Annotated in this window: 19 protein-coding genes; 10 read left to right on the top strand and 9 right to left on the bottom strand. The window is 63.9% G+C overall.

All coding sequences use genetic code 11. The features are described 5' to 3' along the window. Positions 1 to 11 precede the first annotated feature (11 nt). The 4 genes from OL599_RS01600 to OL599_RS01585 are packed head-to-tail and all read left to right on the top strand — an operon-like array spanning position 12 to position 3293. Positions 12 to 1022: a YVTN family beta-propeller repeat protein gene (locus OL599_RS01600; protein ID WP_264711842.1), complete on the top strand. Its 1011-nt coding sequence runs from the start codon at positions 12 to 14 to the stop codon at positions 1020 to 1022. Further along, complete coding sequence (locus tag OL599_RS01595; protein ID WP_264711841.1) at positions 1019 to 1831, top strand: ABC transporter ATP-binding protein; 813 nt, start codon at positions 1019 to 1021, stop codon at positions 1829 to 1831. The genes OL599_RS01600 and OL599_RS01595 overlap by 4 nt, the downstream gene beginning before the upstream one ends. Beyond that, positions 1828 to 2676, top strand: coding sequence for an ABC transporter permease (locus tag OL599_RS01590; RefSeq protein ID WP_408886899.1), 849 nt, complete (start codon positions 1828 to 1830; stop codon positions 2674 to 2676). Before OL599_RS01595 ends, OL599_RS01590 begins: the two co-directional genes overlap by 4 nt. Continuing rightward, on the top strand, positions 2673 to 3293 hold the full coding sequence (locus OL599_RS01585) for a hypothetical protein (RefSeq protein WP_264711840.1): 621 nt from the start codon (positions 2673 to 2675) through the stop codon (positions 3291 to 3293). Before OL599_RS01590 ends, OL599_RS01585 begins: the two co-directional genes overlap by 4 nt. A gap of 76 nt (positions 3294 to 3369) precedes the next feature. On the opposite strand, the gene OL599_RS01580 is transcribed toward OL599_RS01585, so the two are convergent. The 9 genes from OL599_RS01580 to OL599_RS01545 all read right to left on the bottom strand — a co-directional run bounded on the left by OL599_RS01580 (position 3370) and on the right by OL599_RS01545 (position 10850). Next, a complete protein-coding gene (locus OL599_RS01580; RefSeq protein ID WP_264711839.1) occupies positions 3370 to 4251 on the bottom strand; it encodes a substrate-binding domain-containing protein in 882 nt (293 codons plus the stop codon). 7 nt (positions 4252 to 4258) lie between these two features. Continuing rightward, positions 4259 to 4771: a c-type cytochrome, methanol metabolism-related gene (locus OL599_RS01575; RefSeq protein ID WP_264712314.1), complete on the bottom strand. Its 513-nt coding sequence runs from the start codon at positions 4769 to 4771 to the stop codon at positions 4259 to 4261. Between the two features lie 97 nt (positions 4772 to 4868). Beyond that, positions 4869 to 6686 carry a lanthanide-dependent methanol dehydrogenase XoxF5 gene (xoxF5, locus tag OL599_RS01570; RefSeq protein ID WP_264711838.1) on the bottom strand — a complete coding sequence of 606 codons (1818 nt, stop codon included), beginning with the start codon at positions 6684 to 6686 and terminating at the stop codon, positions 4869 to 4871. Between the two features lie 331 nt (positions 6687 to 7017). Then, positions 7018 to 8127: a pyrroloquinoline quinone biosynthesis protein PqqE gene (gene pqqE / locus OL599_RS01565; protein WP_264712313.1), complete on the bottom strand. Its 1110-nt coding sequence runs from the start codon at positions 8125 to 8127 to the stop codon at positions 7018 to 7020. An 8-nt stretch (positions 8128 to 8135) separates the two neighbouring features. Next, the gene (pqqD, locus tag OL599_RS01560) at positions 8136 to 8369 is read right to left on the bottom strand and encodes a pyrroloquinoline quinone biosynthesis peptide chaperone PqqD (RefSeq protein ID WP_408886898.1); all 234 of its coding nucleotides are present in this window, start codon (positions 8367 to 8369) and stop codon (positions 8136 to 8138) included. A 40-nt stretch (positions 8370 to 8409) separates the two neighbouring features. Further along, on the bottom strand, positions 8410 to 9171 hold the full coding sequence (pqqC, locus tag OL599_RS01555) for a pyrroloquinoline-quinone synthase PqqC (protein ID WP_264711836.1): 762 nt from the start codon (positions 9169 to 9171) through the stop codon (positions 8410 to 8412). Continuing rightward, positions 9168 to 10076, bottom strand: coding sequence for a pyrroloquinoline quinone biosynthesis protein PqqB (pqqB, locus tag OL599_RS01550; protein WP_264711835.1), 909 nt, complete (start codon positions 10074 to 10076; stop codon positions 9168 to 9170). The genes pqqC and pqqB overlap by 4 nt, the downstream gene beginning before the upstream one ends. A gap of 29 nt (positions 10077 to 10105) precedes the next feature. Continuing rightward, the gene (gene pqqA, locus OL599_RS26135) at positions 10106 to 10183 is read right to left on the bottom strand and encodes a pyrroloquinoline quinone precursor peptide PqqA (RefSeq protein WP_408886910.1); all 78 of its coding nucleotides are present in this window, start codon (positions 10181 to 10183) and stop codon (positions 10106 to 10108) included. 316 nt (positions 10184 to 10499) lie between these two features. After that, positions 10500 to 10850 (bottom strand): hypothetical protein, encoded by a 351-nt coding sequence (locus tag OL599_RS01545; protein ID WP_264711834.1) that lies wholly within the window; start codon positions 10848 to 10850, stop codon positions 10500 to 10502. Positions 10851 to 11005: 155 nt separating this feature from the next. Here OL599_RS01545 and OL599_RS01540 point away from each other — a divergent pair, with 155 nt between their 5' ends. The 6 genes from OL599_RS01540 (at position 11006) to OL599_RS01515 (ending at position 15294) form a co-directional block, all read left to right on the top strand. Next, positions 11006 to 12019 carry an ABC transporter substrate-binding protein gene (locus OL599_RS01540; protein ID WP_264711833.1) on the top strand — a complete coding sequence of 338 codons (1014 nt, stop codon included), beginning with the start codon at positions 11006 to 11008 and terminating at the stop codon, positions 12017 to 12019. A 2-nt stretch (positions 12020 to 12021) separates the two neighbouring features. Next, entirely contained in the window at positions 12022 to 12843 is an 822-nt protein-coding gene (locus OL599_RS01535) for an ABC transporter permease (RefSeq protein WP_264711832.1), read from the top strand. Between the two features lie 43 nt (positions 12844 to 12886). Further along, positions 12887 to 13555: an ATP-binding cassette domain-containing protein gene (locus OL599_RS01530; RefSeq protein WP_264711831.1), complete on the top strand. Its 669-nt coding sequence runs from the start codon at positions 12887 to 12889 to the stop codon at positions 13553 to 13555. Positions 13556 to 13586: 31 nt separating this feature from the next. Beyond that, positions 13587 to 13985: a hypothetical protein gene (locus tag OL599_RS01525; RefSeq protein WP_264711830.1), complete on the top strand. Its 399-nt coding sequence runs from the start codon at positions 13587 to 13589 to the stop codon at positions 13983 to 13985. After that, positions 13982 to 14866: a pentapeptide repeat-containing protein gene (locus tag OL599_RS01520; RefSeq protein WP_264711829.1), complete on the top strand. Its 885-nt coding sequence runs from the start codon at positions 13982 to 13984 to the stop codon at positions 14864 to 14866. The genes OL599_RS01525 and OL599_RS01520 overlap by 4 nt, the downstream gene beginning before the upstream one ends. Positions 14867 to 14982: 116 nt before the next feature. After that, positions 14983 to 15294, top strand: a complete 312-nt coding sequence (locus OL599_RS01515; RefSeq protein WP_264711828.1) for an EthD family reductase — start codon at positions 14983 to 14985, stop codon at positions 15292 to 15294. Positions 15295 to 15415: the final 121 nt, after the last annotated feature.

Raw genomic sequence — 15415 nt, 5'->3', positions numbered from 1 at the left:
AGGGGGCGACAATGCGCGGACGCCTAGGATGCGCCGCGGGCCTGGCCACGATCCGGCCGACGATGGCCCTTCTGGCCTTTTCCTTCGTCGACGTCCTGTTCCCGGCGCGGTCGCAGGCATTGACCGCCTACGTGTCGAACGAGCGGGACAACACGATCAGTGTCGTCGATCTCGACGCGATGAAGGCGGTGAAGACCATCGACGTTGGCGAGCGTCCACGGGGCATCACGTTGACCCGCGACGGGCACTTCATATTGCTGTGTGCGAGCGACGACGACACTATTCAGGTCATCGACACCAAGACGCTGAAGGTAGTCGGGAACCTGCCATCCGGCCCGGATCCCGAGACATTCGCGCTGAATGCGGCGGGCAATCTGCTCTACGTGTCCAACGAGAACGACAGCATGGTGACGGTAATCGACATCGACGCGCGCAAAGTGATGGCGGAGATTCCGACGGGCGTGGAACCGGAAGGAATGACGGTCAGTCCGGACGGGCAAACCATCGTGAATACCTCCGAGACCACCAACATGGCGCATTTCATCGACTACAAGACACGCAAGGTGACGGCCAATGTGCTGGTGGATGCTCGGCCACGCATTGCGATGTACCGCCATGACGGGACGGAGCTCTGGGTTTCCGCGGAACTTGGCGGCACCGTTAGCGTGATCGACCCGGTAGCGCACGCCGTAAAACGGAAGATCGGGTTCGAGGTGCAGGGGTTGCGCAGCGACGTCATCCAACCGGTGGGCATCCGCTTCACCGCTGACGATGCCCTTGCCTTTGTTGCTCTCGGTCCTGCCAATCGCGTGGCCGTGATCGACACCAAGACCTACCAGGTGAAAGACTACCTGCTGGTCGGGCAGCGGGTCTGGCAGATGGATTTTACGCCCGACGGAAAGCTTCTGCTGACGACGAACGGCTTGTCCAACGACATTTCCGTCATCGACGTCGCGGCCCTGAAGGTGGTGAAGTCGATACAGGTCGGGCGGCTGCCGTGGGGCGTCGTGGTGGCGCCGTGAACGACATTTCCGGAAAGAACGGGCCGGAACTGCCGCGGGAAGCGCCGCAAGCCGCTACATCCCTGGCCATGCCGGCCTTGGCGATGGATCGCGTGAGCCACGCTTACGGATGCCGCAAGGCGCTAGTGGACGTGACGCTAACAGTGCCGCAGGCTCATTTCACCGCCCTGCTCGGGCTGAACGGTGCGGGCAAAACCACATTGTTCTCCCTGATCACGCGCCTGTATGACACGCAACAGGGAACCATTACCGTTCTCGGCCATCGCGTCGACCGCTCCCCCGGCGAGGCGTTGCGCCAACTTGGGGTGGTCTTCCAGGCGCGCACGCTCGATCTGGACCTGAGCGTGATGGACAACCTGCTCTATCATGCGGCGTTGCATGGCATCGGCAGGCGGACGGCACGCCAGCGGGCGCACGAAGTGCTGGAGGAGGTCGAGCTCGCCGGGCGCGCCCGCGACACGGCGCGGGATCTGTCCGGCGGGCAGATGCGGCGTGTCGAGATTGCGCGTGCCTTGCTGCATCAGCCGCGTCTGCTGGTGCTGGACGAGCCGACAGTCGGCCTCGACGTCGCCTCCAAGTCGGCCATCGTCGCGCATGTGCGCGGGCTGGTGCGGGAACGGGGCGTGGCGGTACTGTGGGCCACGCATCTCATGGACGAGGTCGAGCCATCCGACGATGTGGTGGTGTTGCACAAGGGCCGTGTCCTGGCGGCCGGTGCAGCGGCTAACGTGGTTCAGGGTGCCGACATGCGGACGGCCTTTACGATGTTGACTGCCGGAGCGGACAGCACCGGAGCAGGCATGGAATGAGCGCGACCGCGGTTGCGGCGGCGACCCGTCGCGGCTTTTCCGCAATGCAGTACCTGATCTGCCTGCGCGGCATCATGTGGCGGGAGATGCTGCGTTTCGTGCACCAGCGCGAGCGGTTTGTGTCCGCCCTGGTCCGGCCGCTGGTCTGGTTGTTCATCTTTGCGGCCGGGTTCCGCCAGATCCTTGGTGTCTCCATCATTCCGCCATACGAGACCTATGTCTTGTATGAGGTCTACGTTACGCCCGGGCTGATCGCGATGATCCAGCTCTTCAATGGCATGCAGTCCTCGCTCTCGATGGTCTACGACCGTGAAATGGGGAATATGCGGATGCTGCTCGTCAGCCCGCTTCCCCGTTGGTATCTGCTGATCTCCAAGTTGGTCGCGAGCACGACCGTCTCGGTGCTGCAGGTCTATGCCTTTCTGCTGGTCGCCTACCTCTGGGGGGTGGAGGCCCCGCCTTGGGGTTATGTCACCGTTCTGCCGGCACTCGTGCTGTCAGGGCTGATGCTCGGCGCGCTCGGGATGCTGCTGTCATCGATGATCCGTCAGCTCGAAAACTTCGCGGGAGTCATGAACTTCGTCATCTTCCCGATGTTTTTCGCCTCATCGGCGCTGTACCCGCTATGGTTGGTGCAGCAGTCGAGTCCGGTCGTTTATGCGATCTGCCGCCTCAACCCGTTCACATATGCGATCGAACTGACTCGGTTTGCCCTGTACGGCACGGTCAACTGGCTCGCGCTCGCCGTGGTGGCAGTGATGACCGTCCTGTTCGTGGCGGGGGCGGTTTTGGCCTACGACCCCGCACGCGGGCTGATCGCACGCCGTGGCGGAGGCGCCCCATGAAGCCGCTGCCGACGATGCTAATGGTCGCAACTTGCGCCCTCGGCATGACGATGGTGGCTCTGGGCGCACCGCCCGTGCGCGATCCTGATTGGCCATGCGAGCAGATCAAGGTTTCAGAGCTCTCGCTCGGCGCAGTCTGGGCCGGCCCTCCGGTGGAGCCTTACGCAGACGCCTGGGCGCAGGATAAACAGGTCGCAGACCTCATGGGCCGGCTGGCTCAACGGCGGATGCCGGTCGAACAAGCACAGGCTGAGATTACGGCATTCGCCCAGCAAGCGGGAGAGGGGCGGCAGGCGAAGCTGTTGGCGCTATTCGCAGGTCTGTACGCGACACTGGATCGTGAGCGTGGCAGCGTCATGGCTGGGCTCGACCGCATCGGCCGGGCGCAAAAGGACCTGGCCCAGTCAATCCGCGCGGATATGGAGCGGCTACGGACACTGCAGAGCGCCGGCGAGTCGGACGAGAAGCAGGCCGGCGAGTTGGCGGGGCGCCTGGGGTGGGAGACGCGAATCTTCGAGGACCGGCGCCAGTCGCTCATCACCGCATGTGCCGTGCCGTCGATCATCGAGCAGCGGTTATTCGCGCTGGGTCGGACGGTCCAGCGGGCGCTCGAATAGCGTTCCGCTGTGTTGTAGAGAAATCGCAGCGCCCGAACATCGGCGGCCAGGCACCGCTTCCTGCCGGTACCGCCGGTTATTTGGGGATTAATGCCCCGTGCTCGTCCAGCAGTGGCACGCCGTATTCCTCCAGTATGCTGTCGATCTCCGACTGGTTCTCCTTGATCAGCCTGTTCAAGGTCCGCTTCCACTCCTGATCACTGTGCCGGACCCCCAGAGCGATGCGAAAGTCCATGCGCACGCCCGTCTCTTTGAGCAGGGGGACCACCGTTAGCCTCGTCCCGGAGTGCTTCGCCCAATAGCCCGCGATGGGACCCCAGAGGACGCCGGCATCGATACGGCCGGTCACGAGGTCATCGGCCATATCCTTCGCCGGCGATTCATAACGGGTATCGACGGTCAGTGCATACGGTTTGGCATGCAACATCAGGCCGTTCGCAGCCATCAACGTCGCAGGCGGCGTGCCTGCCACGATGCCGATACGCATGTTCTTCAGCCGTGGATCCTCGAGGGACTCGATCCCATCAAGGCCAGTGCCCGGCCTGATGAGCAGCGAATACACGGTCCGGTAGTAGGAGTTGGTGGTTTGCACGAGGTCGTCACCCTGGGCTGCGCCCATCACGACGTCGCAGCGGAACATGTTAAGCGTGTTGCGCACGAAGCCGATCACCTGCGGGTAGTAGGTGTAAGCAACGGGCTTGCCGAGTTCTCGGCCGAGCAGCGTGGCAATACGGTTCTCGAAGCCCTCGCCCGCCTCATTGGAGAAGGGCAGGTTCCTGGGGTCTGCACAAACTCGCAACACCTTGGGGTCGACCAACTCCACAGTCGCTCCTAGTCCCGGGGACTGCGCGCGAGCACCATGCCCCACAAGCGCCAACAGCACGACGAGGGCCGGCAACCATTGGCGCACGACCTTGTCCTCGCCGGTGCGGTTCAGGTTATCCCAAACGCCGGCCATGTCGCCGTCAACCCATGCATTCGTTCTCAGCGATCGCGTAGGCCGGGGGCTTGTCGTCATGCAGTGACGGGCGCCCGCGGGGAATTGCGTCATCGGCCCGGCCCCGGAGATACACGTAGATCGCGTCAATGTAGCACATGACATTCTTGTTCTCAGCAAGCCCCGGCATGACCAGCGTTTGCGCGGTCGACACATCGCGCTTTCCGCCGGCGACGGTCGCGAGGAAGTCCCCGTAACTGAGCCGCTTCATGGCGTCGACGAGCGACGGCGCGTAGGTGGAGCCCAGGCCGTCGGGCCCATGGCATGCCAAGCAGTTTGCAGAATATCGCACAAAGCCGGCATAGCTGTAGTAGTCGACTTTGCCGTCCGGACCGATCTTGAAGGTCGGGTTGCCGTCCTTGTCGAGATATTTCCCGCCTTCGGATGTTATCGCGGCGGGATCACCGGCCCCGTCCGCGCGCGCCGCCGCGACGTTCACCAGGAGCAGCAGGAAAATGGCCTTCGTAACGGTCGGCGGCATTTTCACCACGCGTTTCCTCGGTCGCGGGCAGTACAGGAGGCCGGCACTTCGGGATCTACTTGAGCGCCGGCCTCCGCTTCAGTGCGCCGCGGAAGGGTCAGTTGGGCAACGCGAATACGGTCAATTGGCCTCCGAGGGCCGTGTAGTTATTCAGCGCGGCGTAACCGCCCACCGCACCCAGACCTGCATGCGGATCGGTCAAGCCGGCGGCCAAACCGATTCCGGCCCATCCGCCTACCCCAGACAGGATGGCAACATACTGCTTGCCGCCATGCTGATATGTCATGACATTGCCGATGATTCCGGACGGAGTCTTGAAGCGGTACAACTCCTTCCCGGTTTTAGCGTCGACCGCCTTCAAGTAGCCTTCCAACGTGCCGTAGAACACCACGCCACCAGCCGTCGCCAGAGCGCCAGACCAGACCGAGAACTGCTCAGGATCCGACCAGACGATCTTCCCCTGCTTCGCATCCCACGCGATGAAGTTCCCCATGTTGGTTTCGCCCTTCGGCGGATACATGGAAAGAGTCGCGCCGACATAGGGCTGGCCCGCCGTATAGGACACACGGAATGGCTCGTAGTCCATACAGACATGGTTGGTTGGGACATAGAACAAGCCGGTATCGGGCGAGTAGGCCGCCGGTTGTTCGTCTTTGGTACCCAGGGCGGCAGGGCACACATTGGCGGTGTTGACGTCCTCGCCATTGCGGTCGGTCGAGTACTGCGACACCACCATCGGGCGTCCATAGGTTGGGCTGCTCTTGTCCATGTCGACCTTGCTGGCCCAGTTGACCGCCGGGTCGTATTTCGCCGCCACCAACAGCTCACCAGTTGCGCGGTCCAGGGTGTAGCCGAACCCGTTGCGGTCGAAGTGAACCAGCGTCTGCCGCATTTGTCCGCCGATCTGCTGGTCGGCGAGGATCATCTCATTTATGCCGTCGTAGTCCCATTCGTCGTGTGGCGTCATCTGGTAGACCCATTTCGCCATGCCGGTGTCGGCATCGCGCGCCCAGATCGTCATCGACCATTTATTGTCGCCCGGGCGCTGCCGCGGATTCCACGTCGAAGGATTGCCGGAGCCGTAGTAGATCAGGTTGAGCTGCGGGTCGTAGGAGTACCATCCCCAGGTCGCGCCGCCGCCGATCTTCCACTGATCGCCCTGCCAGGTCTTCAGGCTGGAGTCCGGGCCGACGGGTTTGCCGAGTTGTGTCGTCTTCTCGGGATCGACCATGATTTCCTTGTCCGGACCCATCGAGTAGGCGCGCCACAGCAGCGTGCCGTCCTTCAAGGAGTAGGCGGAGAGCCAACTGCGAACGCCGAACTCGCCTCCGGAGACGCCGATATACACCTTGTCCTTGACGATCATGGGCGCCGATGTTCCGGTTTCGCCTTTGCCGGGATCACCGTCCTTTGCGGACCAGGCTACTGCGCCGTTCTTGGCGTCCAAGGCGACAACGGTCGTGTCGGACTGATGGAGAATGATCTTGCCATCGCCGTAGGCCACACCGCGGTTTACGGTGTCGCAGCACATCACGGGAATGACGTTGGGATCCTGCTTGGGCTCGTATTTCCAGAGGATCCGGCCATCGTGGTTCAGGTCGAGTGCATACACGGTGTTAGGGAACGGCGCATGCACATACATGACGTCGCCGATCACCAGCGGGGCGCCTTCATGTCCGCGCAGCACCCCCGTCGAGAATGTCCAAGCGGCCTGCAGCTTGCCGACATTGTCGGCTGTGATCTGTTTGAGGGCGCTGTAGCGATGGTTGTCATAAGTGCCTGTCGGCATGACCCAGTCAGCAGAATTTGCCTGCATCTTCAGCAGATCTTCCTGCGCCGCGGCCGGACCCGCGAACGAAGCTGCCGACAGTGACACGCCCGCCGCCAGCATCAATTTTGTGGAAAAACGACGCATCCGCCATCTCCCGAGGATGTTCTGCGGCCGCCGTCGGCGTGGGTGTCGAGTACGCCATTGCGGACAGGTCGCCAAAAGATCGGTCAGGTAGACATCCCCGTCAGCGTGTCACGTCGGATCCAGGCAGTGGCAGGGCCCCGAAAGACATCCCGCGCTTTTTGCGAGCGTTCATGCTTGCGCATTTGTCCTGCAGCCGACTGCGAAGAGATATCCGCCCTCCCGAACCGCGGATACCCTTGAAGCCGGGGATCACACAGATGCTAGAGCACTCCTCTTGGCGACCGCAATTGACATTTTCCGGAAACGCCGCGCCTGGTGGGACATGCCGCACCTAGGGGCGCACCCTAGCGACGGGGCGTCCGCGATAGGCGTAGCGGATTTCGTGCGCCGCGGCCTCTTGCTCCGCCAGTGCGGCCATCGCGAGATGATGGGATGAGAGGTCGCAGGCGGGGTCGGTCGCGGCGGCATCGCCGGTGATGGCGAGGGCCTGGCATCGGCACCCACCGAAATCGATCTCCCGCCGGTCGCAGGAACGGCATGGCTCGCGCATCCAGCCGGTGCCGCGGAAGGCGCGGAAGGCAGGGGAGGCAACCCATATTTCTTCCAGGGGATGGTCGCGCACTGACCAGAATTCAAGTCCGGGAATGGTCTCGGCGGCATGGCACGGCAATACGCGCCCGGATGGGGTGACATTCAGCGAGCGCCGCCCCCAGCCGCCCACGCAGGCCTTGGGCCGGCGTGCATAGTAGTCGGGAAGAACGGCATCGATGATGATCCGGCCCTCGTATTCGTGGCGGAGGGCGCCAAGCTCGCCGGCGGCCGTCATGGCCTGTTCACGGGTTGGCATCAGCGCGCCGCGGTTGCGAAGGGCCCAGCCATAGTACTGGACATGTGCGATCTCCACGCGCCCCGCACCCAAAGCAACGGCGAGGGCGACGATCCGGTCGACCCGCGTGATGTTGGCTCGGTGGATTACGGCGTTGATGGTCAGCGCGAGCCCGGCCTCTACCACCGCCTCCGCCAGGGCGAGCTTGCGCACATGCCCACCGGGATACCCGGCGATGGTGTCTGCCGAGTCTGCGTCCACGTCCTGCAGCGACACCTGCACATGGTCCAGTCCGACTTGTTTCAGCCGCAGCAGCCGGGCGCGGTCGATCCCGATCGCCGATGTGATCAAGTTGGTGTAAAGGCCGGCTGCAGAAGCAGCTGCGGTAATATCCACGAGATCGCTCCGCGCGGCGGGCTCGCCGCCCGATAGATGAAGCTGCAGAACGCCAAGGGCCGCAGCTTGTCCGAATACGCGCGTCCAGGTAGCGGTATCCAGCTCGGCGCCGCGGCCTTCGAGCGTGGTCGGGTTCGAGCAGTAGGGGCAGGCGAGCGGGCAGCGATGTGTCAGCTCTGCGAGCAAGCCGAGCGGCGCCGGGAGCGCCTCTGCCGGCATGTCCTTTGTCACATTTGCACCAGCCGCTTGGCGGCAAGTTCGGCCAGCATGCTTCTCACGTCCTCCTCGATAACGGCACGCTCGGCGACAAAACGGGCCACCAGGTCATCGACGATCTCATCCACTGACCGCCGCCCGTCGCACCGGCTCAGGATCTCGTTGGCGGGTCCATCCAGCTCTATAATCCGCTCGGGGCACAGCAAGAGCCATATCCCGCGCCTGGTATCGAACGTCAGGCGCACGCCCGCTGCCAGCCGTGGTCGTGACGAAGGTGCGGCTGGATCAGGCATCGGGCGGCACGAACGCACCAGGCGGGATGCGCCCGGGCGTGTCATAGCTGTATTCGAGGGCGTCAAGCATTGACCACAGCACGCTGCACTTGAACTCCAGCGCGGCGATCACGGCCTGCTGTTGATCGGGGGTGCGGGCGTGTCGCTTAACGTAATCAAGCGCGAAGGTGGCGTCACGCGCCGCCTGTGGCGGGCGCTTGTCGAAGTAGGCCAGTGTATCCCGTGTAATATAGTCATAGTGCGCCAGCATGCCGACCATCCGTTCAGTGATGATCCTCGGCGAAAACATCTCCGTCAAGCACGACGCGACGGCCTCCAGAAGGCTCCGCTCTCTCACGAAGTGCACATAGGCGTCGACGGCAAATCGGGTGCCCGGCAAGATCCGGCGCGTGGAGACGACCATCGCGTGATCGAGTCCGAGGCTGTCGGTCAGTGCCAGCCAACGCTCCAGACCTCCTGGCCTTCGGCTCACCTCACTCTCGCCCGACTCGCCATCGAAGCCGTCATGATCCTCCAGCCGGCGGCGCCAGGCCCGACGCAAGTTGGGATCCTCGCAACGGCCGATGAGAGACCCGTCCTTCAAAGGGATCATCGCCTGGTAGTAGTAGCGGTTCAACGCCCACGCCTGAACCTGCCCCTTCGTGCAATAGCCCCCGTGCAACTTCCGATGGAACGGGTGCAAGTCATGATAGCGCTGGGCCCCGACGGTCCGAAGGCGTTCTTCGAGTTGTTCGGGTGTGAACAGGACGGTCATAGGCGCACCTCCATCCCGTCAAATGCAACTTCAAATCCCGCTTCCTCCGCCTGTCGACGCTCGGGCGAGCCGTTGAGAAGCAGGGGATTGGTGTTGTTGATGTGCAGGAAGATCTTGCGGGCCGGGAGGTCCGCCAGGCCTTCGAGCGAGCCACCCACACCGCTGACCGGCACATGGCCCATGCGGCGGCCCGTCTTGGTGCCGACGCCGGCCGTGATCATCTCGTCGTCGGTGAACAGCGTGCCGTCGAAGAACACGACATCGGCGAGGCGAAGATGGCTCCGCACCGTGTCGCTGATCTCGGCACAAGCGGGCGCCACGATCACGCGATGACCGTTCGCCTGTACCAGTGCGGCATAGGTCGGGGCCGCCTGCGGCTGTTCGGCCGCGCGGTCCTCCAGGTAAAGCGGAACCTTGCCGGGCATCGGCAACAAGGTCAGCGTCAGCCCGTATCCGCAGTCGACCGCATGCAGTGGCGCGACATGAATACGATCGACCATGGCGGGATTGAGTACGTCGAAGACCGCGTTTCTGCGTAACACCTCGAGAACGGGGCCAGGTGCGAAAACACTCAACCGCTGCTGCTCGCGCAAGACAAGCAAGCCAGCGATGCCGTCGACATCAGCACTGATCAGCGCGGTAGCGAAAATCGGGGAGTCCCGGGGTCCTTCCCTTGGGTGCAGCTGCGGTGTTTTCAGGATCTGTTGGCGCAGATCCGGCGATGCGCCGACCAGCAACCAGTGCGTCTCATCCGCAGAAAATGCGACCCCAACCTGCGTGCTCGCGCAGACACGGGCATCCCCCGACCGCACCAATTGGCACACGCGGCACGCACAATTCCATTGCGGAACTCCGCCACCGGCCCCGGCTCCCAGTATGAGCGCCGTCAGTCCCGATGGCGGCATCGTTCACCGCAGGGCTGACCGGATCCTCGTCAGAACTCGCTCGGCATATAGCCGTTGATTTCCTGACAGAGGCAGATTTCACGAATTTTCGGTTTCGACCAGGGCATTAGGTTTCTCCCGTGTGCGTACTGCAACTGCGTGCATTTCGGGCATGCTTTTCCGGGGGCTATTCGTTCCCAGATTTCCCGGAAGCGAAGCGACGCTACTGGTGCGCGCCCTGTCGGTCCGTGTCAAGCGACTCCTCAGTGCTACCGACGATCACGAGGGGCGCCGATCGCTGTCGAAAAGGGCGTTGGCCAATGTTCACGCGAGGCTGGATCGCATTTCCGATTTTGTCCATGGGAGGGCGCCGTGGGGACTTCACGCAGTTTTGTTCTTTTGCGAAGTGCAGTAGCGTCTGGAGACGTCAGCCAGCCGCAAGCGTCAGAAGCAGCGCACCTCGGCTTCCGCTTGGGCCTCACGCAGATCTCGCAGATTGTCCCGGGCTCGGCCAGTACGGAACATGCTGCCGAGATAGCCGCTGTCGTGGCTCATGCGCATCACAGTTTCTGCGGCCTCGTAGCGCGCATACGGAAGGATCGAGGCAATGACGTCGATCGCGCATGAACAACGCAGCAGGGCATCCTGGGTACCGCCGTTCACGTTCATGCAACCAAACACATAGTCGGCGCGGGCGGCGGTCGGGTAATCGTTCTCGGTTTCGCCGAAAGCCGCGGCGCCGATCGGTGCCGTGATCGGCAGCAGCAGGACGGCGCCAAGAAGCAGCGTTCGCATGATGACACTCCGGACTGTCGCGGATCCTGATATCGTGCAGATGGCAGGCTATCGTGCGGGCGGGCGGAGTGCAGTTAGAATGTGGCTCCGTCGCAACCTGACACTCGCAGTAGCCACGCCCGATATCCCGATATAAGGGCAGGATGGGAGCGAACGTGAACATCGAGGACCTCGTGACCAGTCGGCGCGCGTGGCTTCGCGCGGCAGTTGCCAGCATCGGCCCGGCTTTGGCGCTGAGAGCGACGGCAACGGAGAGTGTGGTGGTCCGGCTGGGCGTCCTCCAGTTCGGTACCGTGCAGTGGATCGCCGACGTCGTCCGCCGCCATGCGCTGGACACGCCGAATGGGATTGCGCTGCAGACGTCGCTGCTTGCCAACACCGATGCAGGCCGGGTGGCCTTGATGGCCGGGGCGGTTGATGTGGTCGTTGCAGACTGGCTGTTCGTGGCCAATCAGCGGGCCGCGGGGACCAAATTGTGTTTTGCCCCGTTCTCGGCAGCGACGGGGGGGGTGCTGGTGCGGCACGAGGCCCCGATCCGCACTCTTGGCGAGCTACGGGACCGCCGGCTCGGCGTGGCTGGTGGACCGACTGACAAATCCTGGCTGGTTGTGCAGGCAGCCGGCCGCTCCATCGCCGGGATCGACCTCGCCGCCGCAGCCCGGGTGGTCTACGGCGCACCGCCCTTACTGGGTGCCAAGCTCGAACAAGGCGAGCTCGACGCAGTGCTCACGTTCTGGAACTTTGCGGCGCGGCTACTCGCCGCCGGTTGTCGCGAGGTGATCTCGGTAGCCGACTGCTCCGGGGCGCTGGGCCTGCCTGCGACGACGCCCTTGATCGGCTATGTGTTCCATGAGGACTGGGCAGAGCAGCATCGAGCGGCGATCGATGGCTTCCTTGCCGCGGCCAGGGCAGCCGAGGATCTGCTCGCCACATCCGATGCGGAGTGGCAGTCGCTCCGCAGGCTGATGGACGCCGAAGATGACACCGTATTCGCGCAATTGCGGGCGCGCTTTGTTGCCGGGATCAGCCATCCCTCCGTGAACGCCCAACAGGCCGCGGCGCAGCTGCTGCTTGACATCCTGATGCGCACCGGGGGGGAGAAGGCGACGGGCGGCGTCGACGCCTTGCCCGCCGGGGTTTTCTGGCGCGCCACGGATCGCGAAGGCTGACGGTGACGACGGAGAGCGGCGCAAAGACGAATCTGGCGACTGCCAATTGGAGCAAGGTGGGCTGGGCGAACCTCTCGTGGCCCGTCGGCGGGCGCTTCGTATCGCTGGCAGGGTTCGCAGTGTTGTGGTGGATTGGCGCCCGCCTCGCTGCGTCCCCGCAGTTCCTGCCCTCGCCTGCACAGGTGCTGCGAGTGGCCTGGACCGCGCTGCTGGACGGCGACATGCCTCGAGACATCGGTGCCACGCTGCTGCGTGTCGTAGTTGCGTTCGGCGTGTCCATGGCGGCGGGCAGTGTTGCCGGATATTTTGCCGGACGTTCGGCACGGGCCAACGCATTGATGGATCCGTGGTTGACCATCGCGCTGAACTTGCCGGTGCTGGTCGTGGTCATCCTGGTCTATATCTGGGTCGGGCTGAATGAGGTGGCGGCGGTGCTGGCGGTGGCAATCGTCAAGGCACCGACGGTGATGGTGACAGTCCGCGAGGGGGCCCGCGCGCTCGATCCGGCGCTGGAGGAGGTGGCGTTCGTCTATCGTCTGCCACGGCTGCGGCGCCTCCGGTGGATCATACTGCCGCAACTCGCGCCTTATCTCGCGGCGGCGGGCCGTGGGGGATTGTCGGTCACGTGGAAGATCGTTCTGGTCGTTGAGTTGCTGGGGCGGCCCAACGGCGTTGGCTTTGCTCTGAACCTATTCTTTCAGAACTTTAACGTTGCGGGCATCCTGGCCTATGGCCTGGTGTTCGCAGTGATCATGCTGGTGGTGGAGGCAGCGCTGCTGCAGCCTTGGGAGCAACGGGCCAATGCCTGGCGACGTGGCGCTTGACGTCTGCATTGAGGCGAAGACTTTTCACGCCGGACAGGCGACGGTGCTGCGCGAAGTCCGGTTTCGCGCCGCCCCCGGAGAATTCATCGCCCTGTTCGGACCATCCGGCGTCGGCAAGACGACGACGTTGCGAATCGTGCTGGGGCTGGACACCGCCTTCACTGGACGAGTGCGGCGAGGGCGCGGCCGCATTGGCGTTGTCTTCCAGGAGCCGCGGCTGGCCCCGTGGTTGAATGTCGCCGATAACCTGCGCCTGGTGGCAACCGACGGGGTGCCCGCGCCCGACATTCCGACATTGCTGGACGAGGTCGGCCTGTCAGGTGGGGGGGGCCACATGCCGCGAGAGCTGTCGCTTGGCATGGCCCGGCGGGCGGCGCTCGCGCGGGCGCTTGCGGTCACACCGGATCTGCTGGTGCTGGACGAGCCGTTCGCATCAACGGATCCACAGCTCGGGGCATCATTGGCGACGATGACGGCGCGTTGGGCGCGCCGGCGGGGGGCGACGGTGCTGCTGGCGACGCATGACCTGGACCAGGCACTGGCAGTCGCGGACCGTGTGCTGGTGCTGTTCGGCCATCCTGCCACGTTGGCGGCCGACCTCGCGGTGCCGGAAGCGACGGATGGTGCGGCGGTCGCGCTCATGCGGGAGACGCTGCTCCTGCGGTTCCCGTTCCTGGGTACCGGCGAGGATCGGCCGGCCGCCTCACCGTGATTGCCCCGCGCGCCACCGGCAGCATAGGCTGGTGGACAACGGAGCTGGGAGAGACGTCATGGTCTTGCTTCGTGCTTTGCGGCTTGCGCTGTTGCTGGGCGTTGCCTGCACCGCCGGGAACGCGGCGGCCGCCGACAGGTTCTTTGCCTATAACCTGACCACGACGACCGATTTTGCTGGCGTCTATCTCGCCCCGGCGGGGACCGAGCATTGGGGACCAAACCAGGCGTTGAACGACAAGGACAAGTCCCTGGACAGGTCGGAGCGGCTGTCACTGACCGGGATCGCCCGCGGCAAGTTCGACGTCAAGCTGGTCGACAGCAAGGGTCACATTTGCGTGAAGCGGGACGTCGACCTGACGCGGGACCTGATCTTCGAAATTCGCGACGCCGACGTGGCATCTTGCCGCCGAGGCGGGCCCTCGCAATGAACGCGCATATTTGGTCAACACCGTGGTTGGAGAACGAGCTTGTCTTCCGCGCCAAGTCAGGCGTTGTCGCCGGGCGGGCCATGCCTTCGTGGCGTGAGGTAGGCGCCACCGTGCTGGTTGCGCTTTTGCTCGCCGGGCCAGTTGAGGCGCAGGATCTGTTGAAATTCCTGGACTTGAGCTCGCCGGCCATGACGACGGCCGAGATGACGCGAGCCGAGATTGAAGCCGTGCTGCAGGCGGCTCAGCCGGGTCACGCCCCCGATTTCAGCGGGAAGAGGCTGAACGGGCTGGATCTTTCCGGCCTGAACTTCACTCGCACCAGCTTCCGGGCCGCCCGCATGAATGGGGTGAAGCTGGGCGGTGCGCGGCTGGACGGTGTCATACTCGACCAGGCCTGGATGCTGAAGGCAGACCTCCGAGGAGCGAGCCTCCGCCGCGCGGGGATGTTTGGCACGCAGCTGCAAGACGCCAGGCTGGACGGCGCCGATCTCAGTGGCGCCCGCATCGCCGGCGACCTCTCGCGGGCGAACCTCACGCGGGCGAAGCTGGTGGGCGCGGACCTCAGCGCCGACATGCGCAACCAGTCCATGGGGCTGATGCGCGGCGTGCTGACATCGGCGAATCTGGAAGGGGCGGATCTGTCGGGTGCGAACCTTTCGCGCGCGGTTGTGGAGTTTGCGAATCTCAAAGGAGCAAACCTCACCGGGGCGCAGCTTATTGGCCTGGAAGCGGCCGGCGCCGATTTCGAGGGCGCCCACGTCGCTGGAGCGGACTTTACCGGTGCGGATTTGGCCTCTGCACGGCTGACAGGAGTGGCGGATCTTGGTGAAGCGAAGAACCTCGACAAGGCCCGGAATCTGTCGCGCGCCATTCGAAACTGATGCCGGCTGCGCCATCGCGCGGCAGTGACCAGCATCAGACCGAAAGCGGCCGGACAGGCGTTCGACATGAAGAAGTCCCGGTCCGAGGGGCCGGCCAATGAACCAGGGAGAGCACCATGTTCGTCGTCAGCGTCATGTATCCCACCGAGGATGACACGGCCTTTGACTTCGACTACTACATGAAGACACATATCCCGATGGTGCAGTCCCTCTGGACCGCGTTCGGCGTGCGCGACATCCGGGTATTGCGGGGAACTGGGGCGCCTGGTGGTGGGCAGCCTGCATACCTGGCCATCGCCCATCTTACGTTCCCGTCGGCATCCGACTTCGAGAAAGCCGTAGCGCAGCACGGGCAGGAGGTGATGGGCGATATCCCGAAATTCACCAATATCAAGCCGCTTCTGCAATTCAGCGAACTCCTGACCTGAGCCGCCGCGGCGCCGAGCCAGCCAGGAGCCCCGACCGGAACCATGTTGACAGACGGGAGAACCATTCGAACCTGCCGGCAAAGTGGTCGCGCAGATGGTTTGGCTGCCAGCTATTCATGCA

Origin of the sequence: Limobrevibacterium gyesilva, from assembly GCF_025989185.1 — a bacterium.
GTDB classification, from domain to species: Bacteria; Pseudomonadota; Alphaproteobacteria; order Acetobacterales; family Acetobacteraceae; genus Limobrevibacterium; species Limobrevibacterium gyesilva.
The sequence above is the reverse complement of the archived record's forward strand: the minus strand, read 5'-3'. Positions and strand labels throughout refer to the sequence as shown.

What these genes read in the sequence shown, in the direction of transcription:
- OL599_RS01600 (WP_264711842.1), top strand. Translation starts at nt 12, where the DNA reads ATGCGCGGACGCCTAGGATGCGCCGCGGGCCTGGCCACGATCCGGCCG.
- OL599_RS01590 (WP_408886899.1), top strand. Translation starts at nt 1,828, where the DNA reads ATGAGCGCGACCGCGGTTGCGGCGGCGACCCGTCGCGGCTTTTCCGCA.
- OL599_RS01585 (WP_264711840.1), top strand. Translation starts at nt 2,673, where the DNA reads ATGAAGCCGCTGCCGACGATGCTAATGGTCGCAACTTGCGCCCTCGGC.
- OL599_RS01580 (WP_264711839.1), bottom strand. Translation starts at nt 4,251, where the DNA reads ATGGCCGGCGTTTGGGATAACCTGAACCGCACCGGCGAGGACAAGGTC.
- OL599_RS01575 (WP_264712314.1), bottom strand. Translation starts at nt 4,771, where the DNA reads ATGCCGCCGACCGTTACGAAGGCCATTTTCCTGCTGCTCCTGGTGAAC.
- xoxF5 (WP_264711838.1), bottom strand. Translation starts at nt 6,686, where the DNA reads ATGCGTCGTTTTTCCACAAAATTGATGCTGGCGGCGGGCGTGTCACTG.
- pqqE (WP_264712313.1), bottom strand. Translation starts at nt 8,127, where the DNA reads ATGCCGGCAGAGGCGCTCCCGGCGCCGCTCGGCTTGCTCGCAGAGCTG.
- pqqC (WP_264711836.1), bottom strand. Translation starts at nt 9,171, where the DNA reads ATGACCGTCCTGTTCACACCCGAACAACTCGAAGAACGCCTTCGGACC.
- pqqB (WP_264711835.1), bottom strand. Translation starts at nt 10,076, where the DNA reads ATGCCGCCATCGGGACTGACGGCGCTCATACTGGGAGCCGGGGCCGGT.
- pqqA (WP_408886910.1), bottom strand. Translation starts at nt 10,183, where the DNA reads ATGCCCTGGTCGAAACCGAAAATTCGTGAAATCTGCCTCTGTCAGGAA.
- OL599_RS01545 (WP_264711834.1), bottom strand. Translation starts at nt 10,850, where the DNA reads ATGCGAACGCTGCTTCTTGGCGCCGTCCTGCTGCTGCCGATCACGGCA.
- OL599_RS01520 (WP_264711829.1), top strand. Translation starts at nt 13,982, where the DNA reads ATGAACGCGCATATTTGGTCAACACCGTGGTTGGAGAACGAGCTTGTC.
- OL599_RS01515 (WP_264711828.1), top strand. Translation starts at nt 14,983, where the DNA reads ATGTTCGTCGTCAGCGTCATGTATCCCACCGAGGATGACACGGCCTTT.